20 protein-coding genes are annotated in these 23,752 nt (G+C 71.4%); 13 read left to right on the forward strand and 7 right to left on the reverse strand.

The window, feature by feature from the left end; all coding sequences use genetic code 11:
* Positions 1 to 3 precede the first annotated feature (3 nt).
* From recR to B1H19_RS22650, 7 genes are all read left to right on the forward strand, one after another.
* Positions 4 to 603 carry a recombination mediator RecR gene (gene recR, locus B1H19_RS22620; protein ID WP_083106620.1) on the forward strand — a complete coding sequence of 200 codons (600 nt, stop codon included), beginning with the start codon at positions 4 to 6 and terminating at the stop codon, positions 601 to 603.
* Positions 596 to 1,261 carry a DUF5063 domain-containing protein gene (locus B1H19_RS22625; RefSeq protein WP_083106621.1) on the forward strand — a complete coding sequence of 222 codons (666 nt, stop codon included), beginning with the start codon at positions 596 to 598 and terminating at the stop codon, positions 1,259 to 1,261. Before recR ends, B1H19_RS22625 begins: the two co-directional genes overlap by 8 nt.
* A gap of 261 nt (positions 1,262 to 1,522) precedes the next feature.
* Positions 1,523 to 2,794 (forward strand): aspartate kinase, encoded by a 1,272-nt coding sequence (locus B1H19_RS22630; protein WP_030068299.1) that lies wholly within the window; start codon positions 1,523 to 1,525, stop codon positions 2,792 to 2,794.
* A gap of 8 nt (positions 2,795 to 2,802) precedes the next feature.
* The gene (locus B1H19_RS22635) at positions 2,803 to 3,981 is read left to right on the forward strand and encodes an aspartate-semialdehyde dehydrogenase (protein ID WP_083106622.1); all 1,179 of its coding nucleotides are present in this window, start codon (positions 2,803 to 2,805) and stop codon (positions 3,979 to 3,981) included.
* Between the two features lie 379 nt (positions 3,982 to 4,360).
* Complete coding sequence (locus tag B1H19_RS22640) at positions 4,361 to 5,023, forward strand: SigE family RNA polymerase sigma factor (protein ID WP_203237205.1); 663 nt, start codon at positions 4,361 to 4,363, stop codon at positions 5,021 to 5,023.
* Positions 5,024 to 5,298: 275 nt separating this feature from the next.
* Positions 5,299 to 6,408 (forward strand): hypothetical protein, encoded by a 1,110-nt coding sequence (locus B1H19_RS22645; protein ID WP_237289470.1) that lies wholly within the window; start codon positions 5,299 to 5,301, stop codon positions 6,406 to 6,408.
* A 70-nt stretch (positions 6,409 to 6,478) separates the two neighbouring features.
* Positions 6,479 to 7,363, forward strand: a complete 885-nt coding sequence (locus B1H19_RS22650; RefSeq protein ID WP_083106623.1) for an SURF1 family protein — start codon at positions 6,479 to 6,481, stop codon at positions 7,361 to 7,363.
* On the opposite strand, the gene B1H19_RS22655 is transcribed toward B1H19_RS22650, so the two are convergent.
* Entirely contained in the window at positions 7,330 to 9,162 is a 1,833-nt protein-coding gene (locus B1H19_RS22655) for a S9 family peptidase (RefSeq protein ID WP_107426423.1), read from the reverse strand. The two genes, B1H19_RS22650 and B1H19_RS22655, sit on opposite strands and share 34 nt — an antisense overlap.
* Positions 9,163 to 9,494: 332 nt before the next feature.
* On the opposite strand from B1H19_RS22655, the gene B1H19_RS22660 reads away from it, so the two are divergent.
* Positions 9,495 to 10,265, forward strand: a complete 771-nt coding sequence (locus B1H19_RS22660; protein ID WP_237289472.1) for a class I SAM-dependent methyltransferase — start codon at positions 9,495 to 9,497, stop codon at positions 10,263 to 10,265.
* A gap of 99 nt (positions 10,266 to 10,364) precedes the next feature.
* Here the strand turns inward: B1H19_RS22660 and B1H19_RS22665 are convergent, their stop codons facing one another.
* Positions 10,365 to 10,802: a CBS domain-containing protein gene (locus B1H19_RS22665; RefSeq protein WP_083106626.1), complete on the reverse strand. Its 438-nt coding sequence runs from the start codon at positions 10,800 to 10,802 to the stop codon at positions 10,365 to 10,367.
* A 162-nt stretch (positions 10,803 to 10,964) separates the two neighbouring features.
* Here B1H19_RS22665 and B1H19_RS22670 point away from each other — a divergent pair, with 162 nt between their 5' ends.
* Positions 10,965 to 11,471 carry a hypothetical protein gene (locus B1H19_RS22670; protein WP_083106627.1) on the forward strand — a complete coding sequence of 169 codons (507 nt, stop codon included), beginning with the start codon at positions 10,965 to 10,967 and terminating at the stop codon, positions 11,469 to 11,471.
* Positions 11,472 to 11,504: 33 nt separating this feature from the next.
* Here the strand turns inward: B1H19_RS22670 and B1H19_RS22675 are convergent, their stop codons facing one another.
* Together B1H19_RS22675 and B1H19_RS22680 are read right to left on the reverse strand one after the other, a co-directional pair.
* Positions 11,505 to 13,082, reverse strand: a complete 1,578-nt coding sequence (locus tag B1H19_RS22675) for an amino acid adenylation domain-containing protein (RefSeq protein ID WP_083106628.1) — start codon at positions 13,080 to 13,082, stop codon at positions 11,505 to 11,507.
* A gap of 110 nt (positions 13,083 to 13,192) precedes the next feature.
* Positions 13,193 to 13,645, reverse strand: coding sequence for a DoxX family membrane protein (locus B1H19_RS22680; RefSeq protein ID WP_083106629.1), 453 nt, complete (start codon positions 13,643 to 13,645; stop codon positions 13,193 to 13,195).
* Positions 13,646 to 13,817: 172 nt separating this feature from the next.
* Between B1H19_RS22680 and B1H19_RS22685 the strand changes: the two genes are divergently transcribed.
* Entirely contained in the window at positions 13,818 to 15,053 is a 1,236-nt protein-coding gene (locus tag B1H19_RS22685; RefSeq protein WP_083106630.1) for an amidohydrolase family protein, read from the forward strand.
* A gap of 33 nt (positions 15,054 to 15,086) precedes the next feature.
* Positions 15,087 to 16,007 carry an FkbM family methyltransferase gene (locus B1H19_RS22690; RefSeq protein WP_083106631.1) on the forward strand — a complete coding sequence of 307 codons (921 nt, stop codon included), beginning with the start codon at positions 15,087 to 15,089 and terminating at the stop codon, positions 16,005 to 16,007.
* Positions 16,008 to 16,044: 37 nt separating this feature from the next.
* Here B1H19_RS22690 and B1H19_RS22695 read toward each other — a convergent pair whose 3' ends face one another.
* From B1H19_RS22695 to B1H19_RS22705, 3 genes are all read right to left on the reverse strand, one after another.
* Complete coding sequence (locus B1H19_RS22695; RefSeq protein ID WP_083109808.1) at positions 16,045 to 16,803, reverse strand: glycosyltransferase; 759 nt, start codon at positions 16,801 to 16,803, stop codon at positions 16,045 to 16,047.
* A gap of 5 nt (positions 16,804 to 16,808) precedes the next feature.
* Positions 16,809 to 17,423 (reverse strand): UTRA domain-containing protein, encoded by a 615-nt coding sequence (locus tag B1H19_RS22700; protein ID WP_083106632.1) that lies wholly within the window; start codon positions 17,421 to 17,423, stop codon positions 16,809 to 16,811.
* A gap of 279 nt (positions 17,424 to 17,702) precedes the next feature.
* Positions 17,703 to 21,716 (reverse strand): nSTAND1 domain-containing NTPase, encoded by a 4,014-nt coding sequence (locus B1H19_RS22705; RefSeq protein WP_083106633.1) that lies wholly within the window; start codon positions 21,714 to 21,716, stop codon positions 17,703 to 17,705.
* A gap of 557 nt (positions 21,717 to 22,273) precedes the next feature.
* Here B1H19_RS22705 and B1H19_RS22710 point away from each other — a divergent pair.
* Both B1H19_RS22710 and B1H19_RS40850 read left to right on the forward strand, forming a co-directional pair.
* Positions 22,274 to 22,948: a class I SAM-dependent methyltransferase gene (locus tag B1H19_RS22710; protein ID WP_083106634.1), complete on the forward strand. Its 675-nt coding sequence runs from the start codon at positions 22,274 to 22,276 to the stop codon at positions 22,946 to 22,948.
* A 371-nt stretch (positions 22,949 to 23,319) separates the two neighbouring features.
* Positions 23,320 to 23,733, forward strand: coding sequence for a hypothetical protein (locus B1H19_RS40850; RefSeq protein ID WP_418361520.1), 414 nt, complete (start codon positions 23,320 to 23,322; stop codon positions 23,731 to 23,733).
* The last annotated feature ends 19 nt before the right edge of the window (positions 23,734 to 23,752 follow it).

Below are 23,752 nucleotides of genomic sequence, written 5' to 3' on the forward strand. Positions count from 1 at the left end.
TCCGTGTATGAAGGCGTGGTTCAGGACCTGATCGACGAATTGGGCAGATTGCCCGGCGTCGGTCCCAAGAGCGCGCAGCGGATCGCCTTCCACATCCTTCAGGCCGAGCCGACCGATGTCCGCCGGCTCGCGAGCGCGCTGATGGAGGTCAAGGCGAAGGTCCGGTTCTGCTCGGTGTGCGGCAACGTCGCACAGGAGGAGCAGTGCCGGGTCTGTCTGGACCCCCGGCGCGATCCGGCGGTCATCTGTGTCGTGGAGGAGCCCAAGGACGTCGTGGCGATCGAGCGGACCCGCGAGTTCCGCGGTCGCTACCACGTCCTCGGCGGGGCGATCAGCCCCATCGAGGGCGTCGGTCCCGACGACCTGCGGATACGGGAACTGCTGGCCAGGCTCGCGGACGGCACCGTCACCGAGCTGATCCTGGCCACCGACCCGAATCTGGAGGGCGAGGCCACGGCCACGTATCTGGCCCGCATGATCAAACCCATGGGGCTGAAAGTGACGCGACTGGCCAGCGGACTGCCGGTCGGAGGCGATCTGGAGTACGCCGACGAGGTCACGCTCGGGCGGGCCTTCGAAGGGAGGAGACTTCTCGATGTCTGATGCCACGCTGCACAACGCTTCGCGGGACCCGGACGACTTCGCGGTATCCATCGCCGACTCGGTCGAAAGCTTCATCGTCGCCGTGACGGAGGTCGCCAAGGGTGACGAACCGGACAGCGCGGTGCCGTTCCTGCTGCTGGAGGTCTCCCAGCTACTGCTCACCGGCGGCCGGCTGGGCGCCCACGAGGACATCGTCCCCGACGAGCGCTACGAGCCCGACAGCGGCCCGGAGCCGGACGTGGACGAGCTGCGGGAACGTTTCGCGGAGCTGCTCGACCCGGTGGACATCTACTCCGAGGTCTTCGACCCGTATGTGCCGCGTTCCGAGCCGGTGCCGTGCCGGATCTCCGACGATCTGGCGGACATCATCACCGACCTGCGGCACGGGCTCGCGCACTACCGCGCGGGGCGGGTCGTCGAGGCGCTGTGGTGGTGGCAGTTCTCCTACCTCACCAACTGGGGTCCGACCGCCTCGGCCGCGCTGCGGGCGCTCCAGTCGCTGGTCGCCCACGTCCGCCTCGACCAGCCGCTGGACGCGCTGGACGGCCTGGACACCGACAGCGGCTTCGGCGACGGCGACGAGGAACGGCTCGCCGAGGAGGCCGGCAAGGTCATGGCGGCGGAGATCGCGGCGCCGCTGGGGCTGCGCGAGGGCTAGCGGACCGCGTGTGAGCTGGGTTACGTTCCCGTGTGCCCGGCCCCGTAGCGGGAAGGTGCTGGCCGAGCGGGCGTGAGGATGCGCCCTGCGGAGCCGCCGCCGGACCCGGCGAACGGTGTGATCACTACGTGAGTTTCGTGTCTCACGATGTGGTATGCACGGGGCGGACTCCGCTTGCTCGCTAGACTGAGCCGACCGCAGTACCCCCATTTCCGGGGGTCCGGGAGGAAACTCCCGAAGAGACAGTTGCGAGGAGCGCACGTGGGCCTTGTCGTGCAGAAGTACGGCGGCTCATCCGTTGCGGATGCCGAGGGCATCAAGCGCGTTGCCAAGCGAGTCGTCGAAGCCAAGAAGAACGGCCACCAGGTGGTCGTCGTGGTTTCGGCGATGGGCGACACGACGGACGAGCTGATCGATCTCGCTCAGGAAGTGTCCCCGATCCCGTCGGGGCGCGAGTTCGACATGCTGCTGACCGCCGGAGAGCGGATCTCCATGGCCCTGCTGGCGATGGCGATCAAAAACCTCGGCCATGAAGCGCAGTCCTTCACCGGCAGCCAGGCCGGCGTCATCACCGACTCCGTGCACAACAAGGCGCGGATCATCGACGTCACGCCGGGCCGGATCAAGAGCTCGGTGGACGAGGGCAATATCGCCATCGTCGCCGGCTTCCAGGGTGTGTCCCAGGACAAGAAGGACATCACCACGCTCGGCCGCGGCGGCTCGGACACCACGGCCGTCGCGCTGGCGGCCGCGCTGGACGCCGAGGTCTGCGAGATCTACACCGATGTCGACGGTGTCTTCACCGCCGACCCCCGGGTCGTGAAGAAGGCCCGGAAGATCGACTGGATCTCCTTCGAGGACATGCTGGAGCTGGCCAGCTCCGGCTCCAAGGTGCTGCTGCACCGCTGCGTCGAGTACGCACGCCGTTACAACATCCCGATCCACGTCCGGTCCTCGTTCTCGGGGCTCAGGGGCACGTGGGTCAGCAACGAACCGCAAGGGGACCAGCCGATGGAGCAGGCAATCATCTCGGGCGTCGCACACGACACCTCCGAGGCGAAGGTCACGGTCGTCGGAGTCCCGGACAAGCCGGGCGAGGCCGCGCGGATCTTCCGTGCCATTGCGGACTCCGAGGTCAACATCGACATGGTCGTCCAGAACGTGTCGGCGGCCTCCACTGGTCTGACGGACATCTCCTTCACGCTGCCCAAGGACGAGGGCCGCAAGGCCGTCGCCGCGCTGGAGCGCACCCGTGCCGCGGTCGGCTTCGACTCGCTGCGCTACGACGACCAGATCGCCAAGATCTCGCTGGTCGGCGCGGGCATGAAGACCAACCCCGGCGTCACGGCGACGTTCTTCGAGGCGCTGTCGAACGCGGGCGTGAACATCGAGCTCATCTCGACCTCCGAGATCCGCATCTCGGTCGTCACCCGTGCCGATGACGTCAAGGAGGCCGTCCAGGCCGTCCACACCGCCTTCGGCCTCGACAGCGACCGCGACGAGGCCGTGGTCTACGGCGGCACCGGGCGCTGAGCGGCGCCGTGATTCCGGCCGAAGCGGGCCGTCCGTCCCTCGCCGATACGGCGGGGGCGGGCGCCCGCACGGCCGCCGCCAGACCGCATCTGGCCGTCGTCGGTGCCACCGGCGCCGTCGGCTCGGTGCTGCGCGGCATCCTGTCCGAGCACGCCGACGTCTGGGGCGAGATCCGGCTGATCGCCTCCCCCCGCTCGGCCGGCCGCAAGCTGACCGTACGGGGCGCGGAGACCGAGGTCGTCGCGCTGAGCGAGGCGGCTTTCGACGGTATCGACGTCGCGATGTTCGCCGTACCGGACGGCATCGCCGCGCGCTGGGCCCCGGTCGCGGTGGCCAAGGGCGCGGTGGTGGTGGACAATTCGGGCGCGTTTCGCAGGGATCCGGACGTGCCCCTCGTCGTACCCGAGGTCAATGCGTGCGCGGCACGGGTGCGGCCGCGCGGGATCATCGCGACCCCGAACTGCACCACCCTGTCGATGATCGTCGCGCTGGGCGCGCTGCATGCCGAGTACGGGCTGCACGAGCTGATCGTCTCCTCCTACCAGGCCGTCTCGGGGGCGGGGCAGGCCGGTATCGACACGCTGCGGGCGCAGCTGTCCGCGGTGGCCGGTACGGAACTGGGCGCGACGCCCGGCGATGTGCGGCGTGCGGTCGGCGACACTCTCGGGCCGTTCCCGGCGCCCGTCGCGCTCAATGTCGTGCCGTGGACGGACCGGGAGCCGGGGCTCTCCCCGTCCGGCCCGGCCGAGGCGGCCCCGCCGGATCCGGCGGACGGCTGGTCCTCGGAGGAGCTCATGGTCCGTCTCGAGTCCCGCAAGGTGCTCGGGCTGCCGGAACTGCGGGTGACCGCGACCTGCGTACGGGTGCCGGTCCTCACCGCGCATTCCGCGAGCGTGCATGCGCGCTTCGAGCGCGAGGTGACGGTGGCCGGCGCGCACGAGATTCTGGCCGCGGCGCCGGGAGTTGTGCTCAGCGACGATCCGGCGGCGGGCGAATTCCCCACGCCGTGCGATGTGGTGGGGACGGACCCGACGTGGGTGGGCCGGGTGCGGCGGTCGCTCGACGATCCGCGGGCGCTGGAACTCTTCGTGTGCGCGGACAATCTGCGCAAGGGCGCGGCGCTGAACGTGGCGCAGGTGGGGGAGTTGCTTGCGGGGGAGTGGACGGCGGGGCAGCCGGGGGTGTGACGCGCCCTGGGCGACTTGGCTGGAGGGGGTGTCGCGACCCCGCTCTCTCAGCGATACTTTGTGGACGCCCTGTGTGACGTGTGAAGATCCTGTGAGTGATGATCGGTCGGGAGCGAGTGATCTGGGCTGACGATTCGTTCGACCGTTCGCCCCCGTCGCACTGCAACCGGCAGTTGGGCGGGAATCGTCTTTCCGGCCACTCCGCGTGGGCGGTTCGGAGGGGCCGCGAAACGTCTCGTGAGACCGCGGGCGTTGGGGTGAATGCGTCGGAAATATGGGGCATTGGGGAAGAGCTGGTACGCATGAGGGCATTTAACGCATCGTCACAAGCGGTGCCTTGCGCGTACAACCCTTATGGGGGGAAGCGTGTCCAACAGGCGTGGCAGAGGTACTCGGATTCACCATCGCCCCAGCGGGCGCAGTGGGCGCGGCAGTGCGCCCGCCACGCTCCCGTGTCTCCGGGGGCATGCCGGTGATCGCCCCCTGGCCCACCGCCGGCCCCGCGCAGATTCCTTCTCAGCGTGGGGACACTGACGACGCGATGGCAGCGGGCACCACAGTCGACCACCTCACCGAGACGTACCGCGCGCACTACCGTTCCCTGCTCGGGCTCGCCGCGCTGCTTCTCGATGACACCGCCTCGTGCGAGGACGTCGTACAGGAGGCGTTCATCCGCGTGCACTCCGCGCGCGGGCGGGTGCGCGAGCCCGAGAAGACCCTCGCCTATCTGCGCCAGACCGTCGTCAACCTCTCGCGCTCCGCGCTGCGCCGCCGCATCCTCGGGCTGAAGCTGCTCTCCAAGCCGATGCCGGACATGGCGAGCGCCGAGGAGGGCGCGTACGACCTGCTGGAACGGGACCAGCTGATCCAGGCGATGCGGGGGCTCCAGCGGCGCCAGCGCGAGGTCCTGGTGCTGCGCTATTTCGCCGATATGACCGAGGCGCAGGTTGCCGAGACGCTGGGGATATCGCTCGGCTCGGTCAAGGCGTACGGGTCCCGGGGAATCGCGGCGTTGCGCGTCGCGATGGAGGCTCCGGCATGAGTGGCAAGGTGTTCGGCCCCTACGACGTGAACCGTCGATCTCGTCAGTGCGATCTCCCCGATGGCTCCGATCCGTATCCTCGGTTCGGCTCCGTGGTGCGTGAGTTGTACGTCGTGCGTGAGGGGCAGGGAGCCGGGGCGTCCGGGGGCGGTGCCGGTGGTGGTCGCGAGGCCGGTGGGGGTTCCGAGGTTGGTGACGGCTCTGTGCTCGGTGACGGTTCTGTGCTCGGTGACGGCGTTGCGTTCGTCGAGGGCGTGGAGACCGTTGGGGTAGACGTGCTTGCCGGTGGTCCCGGGGGCGGTGGTCACGGTGATGGGCCGGACGGCGGTTCCGGCGGGGGCTTCGGCGGCGGGCTCGGCGACGAGGACGACCTGAGGCGACTGCTACAGGCCCGCGTCGGCGACCTGGACCCCGCGCCGGACGCCCTGCAACGGCTGCGCCGCGCGGTCCCGGCCCGCCGTCAGCGGCGTCGGCACGTCGTCGTGGGCGCCGCCGCCGCGCTGCTGCTCGGCGGTACGGCGATCCCCGCCATGGTGCACGTGGCCGATCTCAACGACCCCGCCGAGGACCGGTCCGCCAACGCCGCCAGCAGCACACAGGCCCAGGACAGCAGCGGCAGCGCGCACGGTGAGGGCACCGAGCACGCCTTCCCCCAGCCGACCGGCGAGAACGGCAGGTGGCCGGGCAACGGCAGGACCGAGGGCAAGGGCGGCCGGTCGCAGGAGAAGAACGGCACGGACCAGGGCGCGAGCGGCGCCACGCCGTCCCCGAACGAGACGATGGAGGTCACCTCGCCGGCCTGCAATCGCGATCAGCTCGGCCGCGGCACCAGCTCGGTCGGCCCGGCGGACTCGTCCGGCCGCGTCTACGGCGCGTTCCGGGTGGTCAACACGTCCGGTACGGCCTGCTCGATCGACGGCGGCGGCACGGTCGGCGTCGTCGCGCAGGGCAGCACGAATCCCGACCGTATCCATGTCGTCGACCACACCTCGGGAGATGAAGCCACCGGTCTGCCGGACCCGGCGACCACTCCTGACCAGCTGGTTCTCAAGCCGGGCGAGGCATACGAGGTCAAATTCGCCTGGATCCCGGAAGCCGGCGGCGGCACCGGCGGATGCGCGAATCCGGGCCCCTCGCCCACGCCCGCTCCCTCGAAGGCGCCGGCGGCCTCGCCGGACTCCGGGGCCCCGGCCGCCGACGGCGGCGGGGGCGGCCAGACGGGCGGCACCGACGGTACGGGCGGCGGCGACGGCGGAACCACGGTGTCCGGCGGCGTCGTGCTCAGCCATACGCCGGAGGCCGGCGAGCCCGCCGCGACCGACGCCAAGCTTGCGGATGCCTGCGCGGGGACGGTGTACCGGACCGAGGCGCTGGCGACGAAGTAACGCGGGGCGGCCGGTCGTGCCTGGAGGGGGCGGTGCGGGTCCGCGATGCGGGCCCCGTACCGTTGGTGGGGTGTATCGGTTCCTGCTGACCCCGCGGTGGTGGGGGATCAACGTCTTCGCCCTGCTGGCGATCCCCTTCTGCATCTTCATGGGCAGCTGGCAGCTGGGGCGCTTCGAGGACCGCGTCGATACGCACCACCAGCAGGAGGACCGTTCCGCCCGGGCCAAGGCCGCGGCGGCCCGGCCGCTGGAGAGTCTGCTGCCGGTCGGCCAGTCCACCTCCGGACGTCAGGCCAGCGCCCGCGGCCGCTATGACACCGCCCACCAACTGCTCGTCCCGGACCGCACCTTGGGCGACAAGGGCGAGCGGCAGGGCTTCTATGTGCTGACGCTGCTGCGGACGGACGGCGGCAAGGCCCTTCCGGTCGTACGGGGCTGGCTGCCCGGCGACGCGAACGACAGGGCCGACCGCGCGAAGGTACCTGCGCCGCCGCGGGGCGAGGTGACGGTCCAGGGGGCGCTCCAGGCGTCCGAGAACGAGGGCACGGACGGGGTGCACGCCGGCGGCGGGCTGCCGGCGGGGCAGCTCGGCATGATCAGCGCGGCGTCGCTGGTCAACATCGTGCCGTACCAGATCTACGACGCCTGGATCACGCTCGGCGACGCCCCGGCACCGCTGCGCGCCGTTCCGCCGGCCGCCGCGGAGGGCAGCGGTCTGGACCTCAAGGCGTTCCAGAACCTCGGCTACACCGGCGAGTGGTTCGTCTTCGCGGGCTTCGTCGTCTTCATGTGGTTCCGCCTCTGCCGCCGCGAGGCCGAAACGGCCAGGGACGCGGCGCTCGGCATCCTCCCCGAAACCACCCCGGCGCGGGAGCGGGACGGCGAGGATGCCGAACATCACGGTGTCACCGCGTCACGGCCTCACGGCCGGGCGGATGCTCCCACCGGCACATAGCGCTGCGCGAATTCGAGCTCCAGGCGGACCTGCTTGATGCGCTCCTCCACGACCAGCGAGCCGTGCCCGGCGTCATAGCGGTAGACCTCGTGCGGATGGCCGCGCTGTTCCAGCCGCTGGACGTAGTTCTCCACCTGACGGATGGGGCACCGCGGGTCGTTGACGCCCGCGGAGATGTAGACCGGCGCCCGCACCTCGTCCACATACGTCAGCGGTGACGACGCCCTGAAGCGCTCGGGGACCTCCTCCGGCGTGCCGCCGAGCAGCGTGCGGTCCAGCGCCTTGAGCCCTTCCATCTCGTCGTTGTACGCGGTGACGTAGTCGGCGACGGGGACCGCCGCCAGGCCCACCGCCCACACGTCCGGCTGCGTCCCGAGGCCGAGCAGCGTCAGATAGCCGCCCCACGAGCCGCCGGCCAGGACCAGGCGCTTCGGGTCGGCGAGCCCCGACGAGACGGCCCACCTGCGGACCGCATCGATGTCCTCCAGCTCGATCAGCCCGACGCGATGCTTGAGCGCATCGGTCCAGGCCCGGCCGTAACCCGTCGACCCCCGGTAATTGACGCGGACGACCGCGAAGCCGTGGTCCACCCAGGCCGCCGGGGACGAGGCGAACGCATCGCTGTCGTGCCAGGTCGGGCCGCCGTGTACCTCGAAGATCGTCGGGAACGGTCCCTCGCCCGCAGGCCGCTGCACCAGGGCGTGGATACGGCCGCCGGGGCCGTCCACCCAGGCATCGGTCACCGGCACCGACCCGGGCGCCGTTATCCCGGGCGGGTCCAGCACGACCGCGCCGCTGGTCGACCGCACCTCGGGCGGCAGCGCCGCGGAGGACCACAGGAACTCCACCGTTCCGTCCGGCCGCGCCGTCGCGCCCGAGACCGTACCCGCCGGGGTCTCGACCCGGGTCAGCGGTGTGCGCCCCGCTCCGTCCCCGGTGGCCGGACCGTCGCCATCAGTGCCGGGCGCACCGAGGTCATAGCGCCACAGCTCGCTTCGCGCCTGGTACTCGTGCTCCACCAGCAAGGCCGAGCCGTCCGGATACCAGTCCGCACCCACATCGCCGGGCAGATCTATCTCCAGAGCGGTCTCCACCCCGGTCAGCGGATCCCAGATCATCGGCTCCCAGCGGCCCCGCCGCTGATGTCCCACCAGCAGCCGGGAGTCGCCGTCCACCGGCGCAAAGCCCATCACCGACAGGCCCAGCTCCTCCGTCCCGCCGTTGGTGTCGTCGAGCTCGGCGACCGTCGAGCCGTCGGCCCGTATGACCCGGATCGCGGAGTGCATCGCATCGGCGTGCTCGGTGTGCTCGATCGCGATCAGCGAGCCGTCGTACGAGAGGTCGCCGACGCCCGCCGATTCGCGGTGGCGGTAGATCTCCACCGGCGGCTCTCCGGGCCGTGCGAGATGGATGGTCGAGCCCTCGTCATCCGTCGAGCACCCGACGACCGCCGTGCCGTCGCGGCCGATCGACAGCCCCCGGGGGAAAGAGGGGGCCAGACCCGGGATCGCCGGCTCGTCGGGGCCGCCGGCGAAGGGCTGGCGCATCCACACGCCGAACTCGTCCCCGTCCGTGTCCGAGAACCACCAGATCCACTCGCCGTCCGGCGACAGCGTGCCGTCCGTCGTGCCGTTCGGCCGGTCCGTGGCCTGGCGCCGGCTGCCCGTCGCGCGGTCCCAGGCGTACAGCTCGAAGGTGCCGGTCGCGTTCGAGACGAACAGGGAGCGGTCCGGGGCGTCCTCGGCCCAGTCCGGCAGGCTTGTCCGCGGTGCACGGAACCGCTTCTCCCAGTCCGGCATGTCCGCGGAGACGGACGGGAGGGAGGGGGACGCGGCCGCGGCGGGGGATGCGGGGGCCGAGGTGGAAGAAAGGGCCGGAGGGTCGGGACGATGCGGGTCGGGCGCCTCGGTGGAACCTGTGGTCTCGTTCGTCATGCGCCCATTCTGCGCCCGGCGCCACAAATGCGTTGGCGGGGCCGTCAGCCTGTGGATAACTTCGCCGTATGTGCCGCCCGACGCACCCCACACACCCCACGGACCCCACAGAACCTAGGGATTCCACGGCCCCTGCGGACCGCCGGCCCGGCCCCGACGACTGGCGCGAGGCCAACCGCGCGAGGTGGGACGAGCGCGTGGCCATCCACACCGCCAGCGATTATTACGACCAGGACGGATTCCGCCGGGTCAAAGACGTGATCCGCGCCTTCGAGACCGCGGAGGTCGGCGAGGTCACCGGCCGCAGTCTGCTGCACCTCCAGTGCCACTTCGGCCAGGACACCCTCTCCTGGCTCCACCGCGGCGCGGCCCATGTCGTCGGCCTGGACTTCTCCGAACCGGCCGTCGAGACCGCCCGCGAACTGGCCGCCGAACTCGGCTACGGCCCCGACCGCGCCTCCTTCGTCGCCGCCGACGTCTACGACGCGGCCGAAGCCGTCCCCGACCCGTCGTACGACATCGTCTACACCGGCATCGGCGCCCTGAACTGGCTCCCGGACCTGGTCCGCTGGGCCGAGACGGCCGCCTCCCTCATCACCCCCGGCGGCTTTCTCTATCTCGCCGAATTCCACCCGCTGGGCGACGTTCTGGACGAGGAGACGGGCTCGCGGATCGCCTACGACTATTTTCGCCGTGACGCGTGGGTGGAGGAAACCCCGGGCACCTATACGGACTTCGGCGCGCCGACGGTCAACAACCGCTGCGTGGAATGGCAGCATCCGCTCGGCGATGTCATTTCCGCCCTGGCCGGTGCCGGGTTGCGGATCGACTTTCTGCACGAGCACGACATGACGATGTTCGAGCGCTTTCGCGTGTTGCGGCGGGGCCGCGACGGCTTCTACCGATTCCCCGAGGGACGCCCGCGCATTCCCCTGATGTATTCGGTGAAGGCGAGTCGGCCGCGGTGACATGGCGTACGCCGTCCCGCCGGACCGGGCCGAGGCAGGCGCCCGACGGCTGTGCGACGAGTCTGCCCGCTCCCCGGCCGCGGCCGTGCGCACGGCGCTCTAGCCTGCGGTTGCGTACACCCGGCTGGTGAATTCCGCGATCTGTTTGTCGCTGAGGTTCTTTGCGAGATTGGCCTCGGTGATCATTCCGACCAGTTGGTGGCCGCCCTTGACGTCGATGACCGGAAGGCGCTTGATCTGGTGCGTCTCCATGGTCTCCAGGACCTCGTTGGCGCTCGCCTCCGCGTCGATCCAGTGCAGCGTCTTGTCGAGCGTACCGGCCTGCACCGTCGCCGGATCGATTCCTTCGGCGCAACACTGAACGACGATGTCACGGTCGGTGATCAGACCCATGAGCCTGTTGTTGTCGCCGCAGATGGGCAGGCAACCGACATTCATGTCGCGCATCATTTTCGAGGCGTCCAGCAGCGTCTGGTGTGCGCCCACGCATTGCACCCCGGCGGACATGATGTCTCGGGCCCGTAGCGTCGTAGCCATGATTCCTCCCGCCTTCGGAGCTTGATTTCCCCCGCTTTCGATGACACCACGATTGGCTCGGGGCCGCTCCCTGAGGTATGGCTCTGGCCTATGAGAGCCCGCCGTGCCACTCTGCCGGGCGTCGCAGCCGCGACCTGCCCGGCGAGAGACAAGGAGACAGCGATGAGCGCCTCCCACGACGGTGAACAACTGACCGCGGCACAGGGCCCCGAAGCAACGCTCTCCCACGAGGAAGCGCTCCGGAAGGGGCATACGGCCCGCGGCCGGAGCGCCCTCGACCGCGCCGCGGCCCTATGCCGCTACCTCGGCATCGAGGTCGCGGACGCCGAGTCGGTGCCGAGGACCCCCGCCGCGAAGGCCGCCAACGCCGTCCGGCTGTCGGCCCGGGCGCTCGCACAGCTCGCCGACGGCTCCCCGGACCCTGCGGCGGACGCGCGCTGCGCCCGAAATGCCGCGGCCGCGGCGGCCGTTGTGGCCGATCTGGCCCGGTCCCGCGGCGGTGACGGCGCGCCGGCCGACGCCGCCCATCGCGCTGCCGTCACGGCTTCCCTGGCCGCCGGAGCCGCCGCGGGGCGGACGGGCATGGGCAGGGACGCGGCGCTGAACACCACCGCGGATGCGGCAGAGGCGGCGGCCGTCTCCGCGGCCCGGGACGCGGGCTGGGTGTAACGGGTCAGGGCCGCGTCCGCGGCTCCGCCCCGGTCACGCTCGCGGGGAATCCTCCAGCCACCGGCGCAGCGCGGCGCGGTCCACCTTGCCGTTCGCGTTGACCGGCATGGTGTCCACGGTATGCACCGCCCCGGGCGCCATATAGGGCGGCAGCGTCTCCGCGGACGCGGCGGCCACGGCGGACGGATCCGCCGCGCCGGAGATCACGGCGGTGATCGTCCCGGGGTCCGGCCACATCAGGCATACGGCCTCCACCGCCCCGGACCGGCGCAGCGCCGCTTCGATCTCGCCCAGTTCGATCCGGTAACCATCGATCTTGACCTGCTGGTCGTTGCGGCCGAGGCAGACCAGCTGGCCGTGGTGCCTGCGCACCAGGTCGCCGGTGCGGTAGTACGTCCTGCCGCCGCGTGCGAAGAAGCGCTCGGCGGTCAGCTCGGGCGCCTGCCAGTAGCCGGGCGTGGTCTGGGGGCCGGCCACGCACAGCTCGCCGGTGGCCCCGTCCGCGACCGGGGCCAGGTCCTCGTCCACGATCAGCGTGTGCAGGCCCGGGTAGGGCTGCCCGATCGGCACGTTGTCGTGCACGCAGTGCGCCGGGCTCGTCCGCGGATCCCAGCGGTAGACCGTGCAGGCGATGGTCAGCTCGGTCGGGCCGTACAGGTTCTCCACGGTCGATCCGGGCGCGGCGGCCTGCCATGCCTCGGCGGTGGCCCTGGGCAGCGCCTCGCCGCAGAACAGGCTCCAGCGCAGGGTGGGCATCGACCCGGGGGTGAGCACGCCCCGCTTGCGCAGTACGGCGGCCACCGTCGGCACCGAGAACCAGACGGTGATCCCGTTGCGTTCCAGGTAGGGCAGGGGCGCCAGCAGCTCCTGGGGGTCCGTCGCGCAGACCCGTGCCCCGTTCTCCCAGGCCATGAAGAGGTCGAAGACCGACAGGTCGAAGGTCTGGTCGCCGATCTGCGTGAGCCCGTCGTCCGGTGTCAGCCGATAGCGGTCCTGGTTCGTGTCGAGAAAGGACCGGACGTTGGCATGGGTGACCGGGACCCCCTTCGGCTCCCCGGTGCTGCCCGAGGTGAACAGCACATAGGCGACGTCGTCGGGGCGCACGTCGAGCGGCTGCGCCAGCGGAGCGGCGGCCGCGAGATCGGCCGCGTCCAGGACCGGACCGTCGCCGAGGTCCGGGGCGTCGGCGCGCAGGCTGTCGGGCAGCAGCACCGCCGGCCGCTTCGGCAGGCCGCGCAGGAGTTCCGGCAGTTGGGGCAGCGACGCCGCGTCGACGATCAGCGCGTCGACCGCCGACCGCTCCAGCATCGTCCGGGTTCGCCGTACGGGCAGCTCCCGGTTCAGCGGGACGAAGGCCGCCCCGGCGAACAGCGCGGCGGCCACCCCCAGGTACGCGGCCGTGCTGCGCGAGGCCAGGACGCCGACCCGCCGCGGCCGGGCTCCGGCCGCCTCGACGACCGCGGCGGCCCACTGCCGGGCGGTGTGGGCGACCTCCTGGTAGGTGTACTCGCGTGCGCCGACGGTCAGCGCGATGTGGTCGGGGAGGGCGTCCGCATGGTGCAGCAGCCCGTCGCCCAAGGGCCGGTCCGGCGCCGTTCCGGTCTCCGTCATGCCTCCACCCTGCCGACCGCGGGCGCTCGGCGCCCGTTGGCGGGCTGCGGTCGGGGGACACAGCCGGGCGGGCGGGCCCCGGGGTCCGCCCCGCCCCCCCCCGGACGGCCCTAGCCCGGAAACAGCCCCAAGGCGCTGTCCAGCGACCAGGTCTGCCAGCTCATGGCGAGCAGTCCCGTGACGGATATCAGCGCCATCATCAGGTTCTGCCCCTGCTCTCCCCAGTCGTGGATCATCAGCACGAGATAGAGCAGGTTGAGCACGAGCCCGCAGGCCAGGGCGACGGGTGTCAGGAATCCGACGGTCAGGCCCAGGCCGAGGGCGAGCTCTGCGGAGGCGACGACATACGCCATCAGCCGGGGGCGGGGCTTCACGATGCGGTCGAAGCCGGTGCGGACCGCGGACCAGCGGTGCCGGGCCGCCACACCCGCCGCCCAGGTGATGCCGCCGCCCGCGAACCAGTCCTTCTTGTCCTTGTGGCGCCAGCTTTCCAGCCACCACAGGCCGAGGCCGATACGGAGGACCGCTAGCCACTCGGGCCCGTCGAGCCAGATCGTTTGCATGCCGTTCCCTCCGGTCGCGTACTGAACTGACGGCTCGTCAGTTCAGCGGAAGGCGTCCGCTCTGGCAAGGGGTGCAGTTCCCGATGACGCCTTGTTGTCGCGGGGGACGGCCCATACCCTCGAAGCCGAGGAATCTGATGGGTCGTCAGATCGTGAGCGTAAGGGGTACGGCGTGATCAGCAACGACAGCAGTTCAGGGGAACTCCCCAAGGTCATCAGCGTGGACGACCACGTGATCGAGCCCGCGCACCTCTTCGCGACATGGCTTCCGAAGAAGTACCGGGACCGCGGGCCCAAGCCCTTCACGGCCGGCATCGGGGAACTGGAGTACATCGGCGGGAAGTACCGCTTCACCACCGATCCGAAGGGCCAGATCACCGATTGGTGGGAGTACGAGGGCCTGGTGTTCCCGTACAAGCGCATCATCGCGGCCGTCGGCTTCTCCCGTGACGAGATGACGCTGGACGGCATCACGCGGGAGCAGATGCGGCGCGGGTGCTGGGACCCCAAGGCACGCCTGGCGGACATGGACGTCAACCACGTCGAGGCGTCGCTCTGCTTCCCGACGTTCCCGCGCTTCTGCGGGCAGACCTTCGCCGAGGCCGAGGACAAGGAGGTCGGGCTGGCGTGCGTACGGGCCTACAACGACTGGATGGTGGAGGAGTGGTGCGGCGACAGCGGCGGCCGGCTGATCCCGCTGTGCCTCATCCCGCTGTGGGACGTCGATCTCGCGGTCGCCGAGATCAGGCGCAATGCCGCGCGCGGCGTCCGGGCGGTGACCTTCAGCGAGATCCCCACCTATCTGGGGTTGCCGTCGATCCACTCCGGCTACTGGGACCCGTTCTTCGCGGCGTGCGAGGAGACCGGGACCGTCGTGAACATGCACATCGGCTCGTCGTCCCAGATGCCGGCCGCATCGCCGGACGCTCCGCCCGCCGTGCAGGCCGCCCTGAGCTTCAACAACGCGATGGCCTCGATGATGGACTTCCTCTTCAGCGGCGTGCTGGTGAAATTCCCCCGCCTCAAGCTGGCGTACAGCGAAGGCCAGATGGGGTGGATCCCGTACGCGCTGGAGCGGGCGGACGACGTATGGGAGGAGCACCGGGCCTGGGGCGGGGTGAAGGACCTGATCCCCGAACCCCCGTCGACGTACTACTACCGGCAGATCTTCTGCTGCTTCTTCCGCGACCGGCACGGCGTCGCCTCGATCGAGACGGTGGGGGTGAACAACGCGACGTTCGAGACCGACTACCCCCATGTCGACTCGACCTGGCCGCGCACGAAACAGGTGGCGGCCGAGCACGTCGCCGGGCTGCCTGACGAAGTGGCCTACAAGCTGTTGCGCGGGAACGCCATTCGTATGCTGGACCTACCATTTGACCAAGATCGGACGGCGCTCCTCGCCTGACGGCTCGCGCCGGTATCGCGGAGAGGTGAGCGGATGAGCAATCCCGTAAGCGAAGCCCTGGTGACCCTGGGGCGCGGATACGTACGGGATGCCCCCGGCAGTCTCGGCAAGGCGCTGCTGGCCAAGCGGTTCCTCAACTCCCGGCTGCGGGACCGTCCTCGACGCCGGGTCGTCCGCACCGGATTCGGCTCCGCGATGGCCGTCGACACACGGGATCTCATCCAGCGCTACATCTATCTGTTCGGGCTGTGGGAACCGCATATGACGCACTGGCTGGAGCGCCGGCTGCGTCCCGGCGACACCTTCGTCGACGTCGGGGCCAACATCGGCTACTACAGCCTGCTCGCCGCACGGCTCGTCGGAGAGGAGGGCGGCGTGGTGGCCGTCGAGGCCACCCCGGCCTTCCACCGCCGCGTCCTGCTGCACGCCGGGATGAACGGGTGCGACACCATCCGTGCGGTCAATGCCGCGGTCTCCGACGAGCCCGGGAAGCTGACCTTCATCCTGGCCAGCTCCAGCAATATGGGCGCCGCCAGCATCGTCCCCTACGACGGCCCCGCCGAGGCCACGTTCGAGGTGGAAGCGTATCCGCTGCCGGATCTGCTCACCTCGGAGGAGATCGCCTCGGCCCGGGTGATCAAGGTCGATGTGGAGGGCGCGGAGGGCGGCGTCGTACGGGGCATGGAGCCGATGCTCGGCGCGCTGCGGCCGGATGCGGAGATCACCATCGAGGTGACCCCGGAACGGATGACGGCCCTGGGGGACTCGGCCGACGAACTGCTGGAGATCATGCGCGACCACGGATTCCATGTGTACCGCCTCCCCAACGACTACGCGGCCGGGAGCTATCCGGCGGCGTTGCGCCGGCCGGCCGTGCCGGTGCGCTGGCGGGGTCCGGTGGTCGAGGAGAGCGACCTGATCTTCTCGCGGGTCGATGCCGAAGAGCTGCCGTGAGCGCGGCGGAGACGATCGCGGCGGCCACCGTCGACGGTCAATCGGTGGCCGTGTAGCGCCAGTTGAAGGAGGCGAGCTCCCGGGCCCGGGCCGCCACCACCGTCATCCGGGCGTCGCGTTCCGCGGCGTCGGTGTGGGATGCCTGGCCGGTGGCCTGGCCGGGCCATTTGCGGTAGAGCAGCCCCACCTCGGACGAGAACCAGCCGCGGCTCGTGGCGTTCAGCGCGAGCAGCAGGCCCGTGTCCTCCGAGGCCGGGAGCGCCATCCAGCCGCCGAGGGCGAGCAGCAGGCCGCGGCGGACGAAGAGGGTCGCCGGGTGGACCTGTGCGCGGTAGTCGTGCGCCGTCCAGAAGTCGAGCACGGCGCCGCGCTCGACCGGCCCCGGCGCGGGGTCGCCGGGAAAACCGACGGTGGAGCCGTCGGGTAACAGGTCCAGGGCGCGCGAGGTGGCCCAGCCGAGGGTCCGGTCGGCTTCGAGGGCGGCCAGGTCGCGGACGAGAGTGCCCGGTGGTAACTGATCGTCGGCGTCCAGGATTTTGACGTAGGCGCCGTCCGCATGCGCCAGGGCCATGGTGCGGGCGACACCGGGGCCGCCCGGCCGTCCCTGCCGGAAGGTCACCCGCGCGTCGTCGGGGACATGAGGGGCGACCTCGTCGCTGTGTCCGTCCTCCTGGACGACCCAGTGCCAGTCCCACCCCGCGGGCAGCTCCTGTCGGCACAGTGAGGCGTACGCATCCGGCAGGAAGTGGGCCGACGGGGCGTGCACGGCGGTGACGACGGTGATGCGCCGGGGCACGGCACTCACCACCTTTCCAGGGGAGTGGTGAACAGCAATTCCGTGCGGTCGCCCGGCAGGACGATGTCGGAGACCCCCACGGCACGGTCCCGGATGTCGTACGAGGTCTTGCGGAGCACCAGCACCGAGGTGCCCGGCGGCAGCTCCAGCTCGTCGGCTTCCTCGGCCGTCGGCGGACGGGCGGTGACGCGCTCCTCGATGCGGTCCAGCTCGATGCCCACGGTGTGCAGCTGGCTCTGCGAGCCCCCCGGCCACGGTTCCCTGGTCTCGTCCAGCAGGTCGGGGTTGGACGCGATCAGATCGCGGACGAGATACGAGGTCACCAGGCCGAAGGGCGCGGTCTCGGCCGCGTGCCGGGTGCGGTAGGTGCGCTCCAGCAGCAGGGTGCCCTCGGGGAGGGCGAAGGCCCCCGCGAGGTCCTCGGTCGCCGGGATCTCGCGATACGACGCGGAGAAGACCAGGTCATCGACGTGCAGTCCGGTGTCCTGCTCGGTGGCGCCCGTCGTGGCACGCTGCTCGACGGGCTTGTGTACCCGGTTCTTCTCCCACTGGTGCCGGAGGTTGGACCGCACCACCGGGGTGCGGGGCCGCCGGGCGATCCGCTCGTACGCCGCTGCCATGGCCGCTCACCGTTCCGTCGCCGTGCGCCCCGGCGGCAGGCCGGGCGAGATCAGCTTACGACTCCTCACAAAGAGGCGAGAGGCGGAACATGCGGCGGAAAACGACAGCGCCCGACCGCTGGCGACGGGGGATGCACCAGCGATCGGGCTACCGCCAAGACTAACAAGGCTGACCCTGCTTCGGGAGTCGACTGCCCAGCTCCATGGGGGAGTTGTGGCCGGGATCACGCGATGGGGTCAACCTTGCCCGGATCTCCGACAGGGCCGGGCCGCGGTCTGTTATTCGCCGCACGGGGGCGCGTACGAGAGGCGGGGCAGGTACTCGTGCCATTTCTTCGGCGTCAGAACGCCCCGGGTGGTGGCGCAGATCCGGCGGATGGCCTGGTCGGCGGAGAGATCCCAGAGCCGGACGGTATCGGCGCCGCTGGACACTCCGAGCAGGTGGCTGCCGGGGCTGAAGGTCAGGAAGTTGCCCGTTTTGGCGGTGGGGCTCAGCGACTGGCCGATGGGCGTGGCCCTGGAGGGAACGGCCAGGTTCCACAGACGGACCGTGTCGTCGTTGCCGCCGCTGGCGAGGGTGCGGCCGTCCCGGCTGAAGGTCAGCGAGACGACGGCTTCGGTGTGGCCGGTGAGCGGCGAGCCGAGCCGCGTCGCCCGGTGCGGGTCGGTCACCTTCCACAGGCGGACCGTGCCGTCGTCGCTGCCGCTGGCCAGCGTATGGCCGTCGGGGCTGTAGGCGAGCGTGTTGACGGGGCCCAGGTGGCCCTTGAGGGGCGCGCCGAGCGGGGCCGTGCGACGGGGGTCGGTCACGTTCCAGAGGCGGATGGTGCTGTCCGCGCTGCCGCTGGCCAGGGTGCGGCCGTCCGGGCTGAAGACGAGGGTGTTGACGTAGCCGGTGTGGCCGGTGAGGGGTTTGCCCAGGCGTCGGGGGTGGGCCGGGTCGGTGATGTCCAGCAGCTGGATGGTCCGGTCGTCGTAGTCGACGGCCAGGGTGTGTCCGTCGGGGCTGAGCGCCAGCTCGTCGGGGCCCGCGTAGCGGGTGTGCAGCGGGACGGTCGGGCGGTGGACGACGGGGTGGGCGGGATCGGCGACGTTCCACAGCTGGACCGTGTTGCTCGTTCCCGTCAGGACGGCGAGGGTGCGGCCGTCGGGCGAGAACACCAGCGACCGCAGGTCCCGTTCCCCGGTCGGGAGGGGGCTGCCCAGCGCCGTGGGCCGCGCGGGATCCGTCACGTTCCACAGCCGGACGCTGCCGTCGCCGCTGCCGGTGGCGAGGACCTTGCCGTCCGGTCTGAACGTCCCGATCCGGCCGATCATGTCCGACGCCGGAATCGACCACAGCCGGATCCTGCTGTCGCCGCTGCCGGTGGCGAGGGTGCGCCCGTCGGGGCTGAAGCCCACCGCGTACATCTCGCCGCTGCTGCCGGCGAGGGGCTCGCCGACCTGCGACGGGTACGCCGGATTGCGCACGTTCCACAGGCTCGCGGTGCTGTCCGCGCTGCCGGCGGCGAGCATGCTTCCGTCGTGGTTGAAGGCGACCGACCACACGGGACCGGTGTGGCCGGTCAGCGGCGCGCCGATCTGGCTCGCGCGGCGCGGGTCGGTGACGTTCCACAGCCGGATGGTGTCGTCCTTGCTGCCACTGGCGAGCGTGCGGCCGTCGGGGCTGAAGGCGACGGAGTGCACGGTGTTGGCATGGCCGGTCAGCGGCGGGCCGAGCCGGGCCGGGTGCCGCGGGTCGGTGAGGTCCCACAGCATGATCGTGCTGTCGTCGCCGCCGGCCGCCAGGGTGTGTCCGTCGGGGCTGAACGCCACGGAGCGCACGGGGCCGGTGTGGCCGGTCAGGACGCCGAGGTCCCGGGGACGGTGCGGGGTCCGCATGTCCCACAGGCGGACGGTGTGGTTCTCGTCGGCGGAGGCCAGGGTGCGGCCGTCCGGGCTGAAGGCGAGCAGGGAGATCGTGCCGTCATGCCCGGTCAGGGGCGTGCCGAGCGGGCGCGGGTGGCCGGGGTCGCGGACGTCCCACAGCCGGATCGTGCCGTCGTCCGAAGCGCTGGCGAGGGTGTGGCCGTCCGGGCTGAAGACCGCGGTGCTCACCCAGCTCGTGTGGCCGGTGAGGGGCTTGCCCAGGGCGCGCGGGCGGGTGCGGTCCGCCACGTCCCACAGCCGTACGGTGCGGTCGTAGCTGGCGGTGGCCAGGAGCCGTCCGTTCGGGCTGAACGAGGTGAGATAGACGGCGCCGGTGTGCCCGAGCAGCGGTGTGGCCAGCGGCGCGTTCACGATCGAGATCAGCCGGTTGACGGTGTCCTCGTCGTCCGGCCGCAAGCGGTGGGCCACCAGGTCGAGCTGGGCGGACAGCGACGGATCGGTGTGCTGGACGCGGTCGGCCTCGGCGAGCACCTGCTCGAACACCGCGTCGTCCCGCTGCTGCCAGGCGACCACCGCCGAACCGACGGCCAGCAGCGCCAGCGCGGCCAGGGCCGCCACCGCGCCACGGCCGATCCACACGGTGCGCTTGCGCAGCCGGACCGAAGCGGCCAGGAACTCCACCGCGCTGCGGGTCAGAAAGGTGTCACCGGCCGAACGCGCCCAGGTGCGGGCCTGGTCGAGACGGGAGCCCCGGTAGAGCAGCGAGGTGTCGCGGTGCGACGTCTCCCAGGCCCAGCCGTCCTCCTCCAGCCGCTGGCGCAGCAGGTTGCCGTTGCGGTCCTCGTCGATCCAGTCGCGCAGCCGCGGCCAGGCGTGCAGCAGCGCTTCGTGGGTGATCTCCACGGCCTCCGCGTCGAGCGTCACCAGCCGGGCGTGCACCAGCGCTTCGAGCGATTCCTCCGTTTTGTTGGGGTCCGTCGATTCGTCCGCCAGCTGGCGCCGCGTCCCCCGCCGGCGGGTGGCCTGGGTGTCCTCGCCCAGCCGGACCAGCCGGAGCAGCAGCAGCCGGGCGGCCGAACGGGCCGCCGGGTCGAGGTCGGACCAGGCCCGCTCGGCGGTCGCCGCCACCGCCCCCTGGATGCCGCCCGCCGCGCGGTAGCCGGCCAGCGTCAGCCGTCCCGCCTTGCGTCGCTGCCAGGTGGCGAGCAGGGCGTGGGACAGCAGCGGCAGCACGCCCGCGTCATGCGTCCCGCCGGGGCCGTCGGCGCTCACCTCCCGGACGATCAGCTCGGCCAGCCCCGGTTCGAGTTCCAGCCCCACGGCCTTGGCCGGTCCGGCCACCGCCTCGCGCAGCTCCGCGCTGGTCAGCGGCCCGAGCACCATATGCCGGTGTTGCAGCGCATCGGCCAGTTCCGGATAGCCGAGGCAGTGCTCGTAGAAGTCGGCGCGTATGCCGACGAGGACGAGGACGGGGGCCGGGTCACCCGCGTCGGACGGCGTGCACGCGGCGTGCAGGACCTCGATGAAGGCGCGCCGGTCGGCCTCGTCGGAGCAGAGGGTGAACGCCTCCTCGAACTGGTCCACGATGACGACCGGACGGGCGGCGGACGTCCCGCGCCCCGCCCATGCCCGGACGGCCTCCCGCACGGCCGGCGCGAACTGCGCGGTACCGGGCGCCGTCGCCGCCGAGCCCCGCGCGGCGGAGACGACGTCGGCGAGCTCGGGGATCCGGCCGGTCAGCTCGGCGAGCGGATCGCCGCCCGGCACGAGCTGCACCGCCTCCCCGACCCGGCCGTCCTCGTCGCCCAGCGCGCCGCCGTGCAGCGCGGGCACCAGGCCGGCGTTCAGCAGGGAGGACTTTCCCGCCCCGGAGGCGCCCACGAGCATGACCAGGCCGCCCGTCTTCTCCGCCGCGCGGAGCTGGGCGATCAGGGCCTCGGTGCTCCGCTCCCGGCCGAAGAACCACCGGGCGTCCTCCGGGCGGTACGACGCCAGCCCCCGGTAGGGGCAGACACCGGGGACGGACGGGGCGTCGGCCGCGGGCCGTTCCTCCTCGTCCGCGGAGGCCGCGGGGCGGTCGCCGACCGGATCGGCCACCGCGCGCTCCCACAGGAGCTGCCACTGGGCCTGGTCGTACAGGCCCTCGGAGACCGGCACGGGCCGCAGGCGCCGCGCCTCGGGGATCAGGACGTGCAGCACCGCGGCGAGGGTGGCGAACTGGGCGGGCGCGTTCCTGGCCCGTCGCCAGTCGCTGATCCGCTGCGCGGACACCCGCACGGGCCGCCCGCGTTCGTCGACCCGGCGGCTCCGCACGACGGTCTCGGCGACGCGCTTGAGGGGAGGATTTCCGGCCTCCTTGTACAGCAGTGCGAGACGCTCGGCGAAGGCCGCACGTGCCCCTGAGTCGCAACTCAAGGTCTCCACTCCTTACTTCCCCCGCACTGGACATCCGGACCGGAAAACTCACCCTAGCTGGCTGACCTGCGATAAAGCCGTCCGTCCGGCTCCGGAACCCCCCTCGGTCCCGGCCCTGGCTGGCAGGATCGCGAAGCAGCAGCGCAGCAACCGTACGCCGCCTGGACAGACCACCAGCACGGCGTCCGGAGAGGCAACCATGGGTGCCCCATGACGCCGCATGGTCTCGGTCACCTTCCGCCGGAAGGACGGGACGGCGGCGGCGGTCTCGCCGCGTCTGCTCAAGAGGCCCGCGAGCCGGTCCCGTCGGACCTTGTTCGCGTAGACCAGGGGTTCGCCCTTTCCGCGATCCGCGCCTGTACGGGGGGCGCGGATCGACACCGCCCGCGCCGTTCGGCACCGGTCCCCACGAGGGGAGGGACCGGTGCCGGAGGGCGCGGAGTCGTGTGGCGGGGGTGCCGGCGCCCTGAGTGGTCGCGTCCGGCCGGGGCGGACGGCAGGCTGGCCGGACAGCCGGTTCGACGTCCCGACGCTCCGGCCCACGAGCAGCCCCGACGGGAGACGCCATGCAGCACGACCCCGGCGACCTCGCCGCCACCCAGAAGGAACAGCGGGAACAGTGGCAGCGCACCTACGCCATGCACCCCGGCATGTACGGCGAGCGGCCCTCCGCCCCCGCCGTGCACGCCGCGGAGGTCTTCCACGCGCGGGCGGCCGAGGACGTCCTGGAACTCGGCGCCGGTCACGGCCGCGACGCCCTCCACTTCGCACGGCAGGGCTTCGCCGTCCGGGCCACCGACTTCAGCGCCACCGGCCTTCGGCAGCTCCGGGAGGCCGCCCGCGCCCAGGGAGTCGCCGCCCGCGTGACCACCGCGGTCCACGACGTACGCGACCCGCTGCCGCTGCCCGGGGCCTCGGTGGACGCGGTCTTCGCGCACATGCTGCTGTGCATGGCGCTGTCCACCGACGAGATCCATGCGCTCGTCGGCGAGGTCCGGCGCGTGCTGCGGCCCGGCGGCACCTTCGTCTACACGGTCCGGCACACGCAGGACGCCCACTTCCGTGCGGGCACCCCCCGCGGCGACGGCATCTTCGAGCACGGCGGCTTCGCGGTGCACTTCTTCGACCGCGCGCTGGTCGATGCGCTCGCCGAGGGGTGGCGCCTCGACGAGGTCCATGCCTTCGAGGAGGGCGAGCTGCCGCGCCGCCTGTGGCGCGTGACGCAGACCCGGCGCCCATGACCGCGCCGTGGCGGCGGCCTCGCGGCCGGGTGTGACACTTTCGCCCGGCGTGCCGCAGTGGGGGGTGCCGATCATTGTCGGCCGTGCGGTGTCTTGAAGTATGCGGTCCCCCCGCCTCAAGGCGCCGCGCGTGGCGCGGGCGGTCCCCCAGCCGGCCGCCCGCGCCATCAGACCGCCGGTCGCGAAGTGGCGGTCCGAGGACATCGATGTGAAATAGCGGTGAAGGGAGTTTCGGATTCGTTCAACGGGCAATGCGGGGCACCGTGAGATACCCCAATGACGGCATACCGCAAAATCGCCCATACGGCTCCAGGTCAAACTCTCCCTACCACGGCGGATCAAACTCACCGGATGTCGGTGATACGGCTCCGCTGCCGAATTCCGGGGCGCACGCCCCGCACCGCAGCAATTCGCCCTCGCCCTACGACCCCGCCCCGGCCGCCCCGTACAACGCCGTTCCGAACACCACCTCCGACGCCAGGAGGAGTTGGCAGGGAAACCGGCGAGGCGCCGGAACGGACCGGCTCGCCTTGATCATTCACAGCCTCGCGGATGTCGCCGCGGTAATTCTCGGGCTGTGGATCCTGCTGTATCTGCTGGACGCGAATCAGGCGAATGCCTTCGTCGGCTTCGTGCACGGTGTGGCCGACTGGCTCGCCGGTTGGTCGCAGGACATCTTCATCATGAAGACGGAAGGGCTGCGGGTGTTCTTCAACTACGCCCTTCCCGCGCTGATCTACCTCGGGGTCGGTCATGGTGCAGCCGCCTGGCTGCGACGTCTCTGAACTGCGCTTTCGCCGAGCT

Source organism: Streptomyces gilvosporeus, assembly GCF_002082195.1.
Classification (GTDB): Bacteria; Actinomycetota; Actinomycetes; order Streptomycetales; family Streptomycetaceae; genus Streptomyces; species Streptomyces gilvosporeus.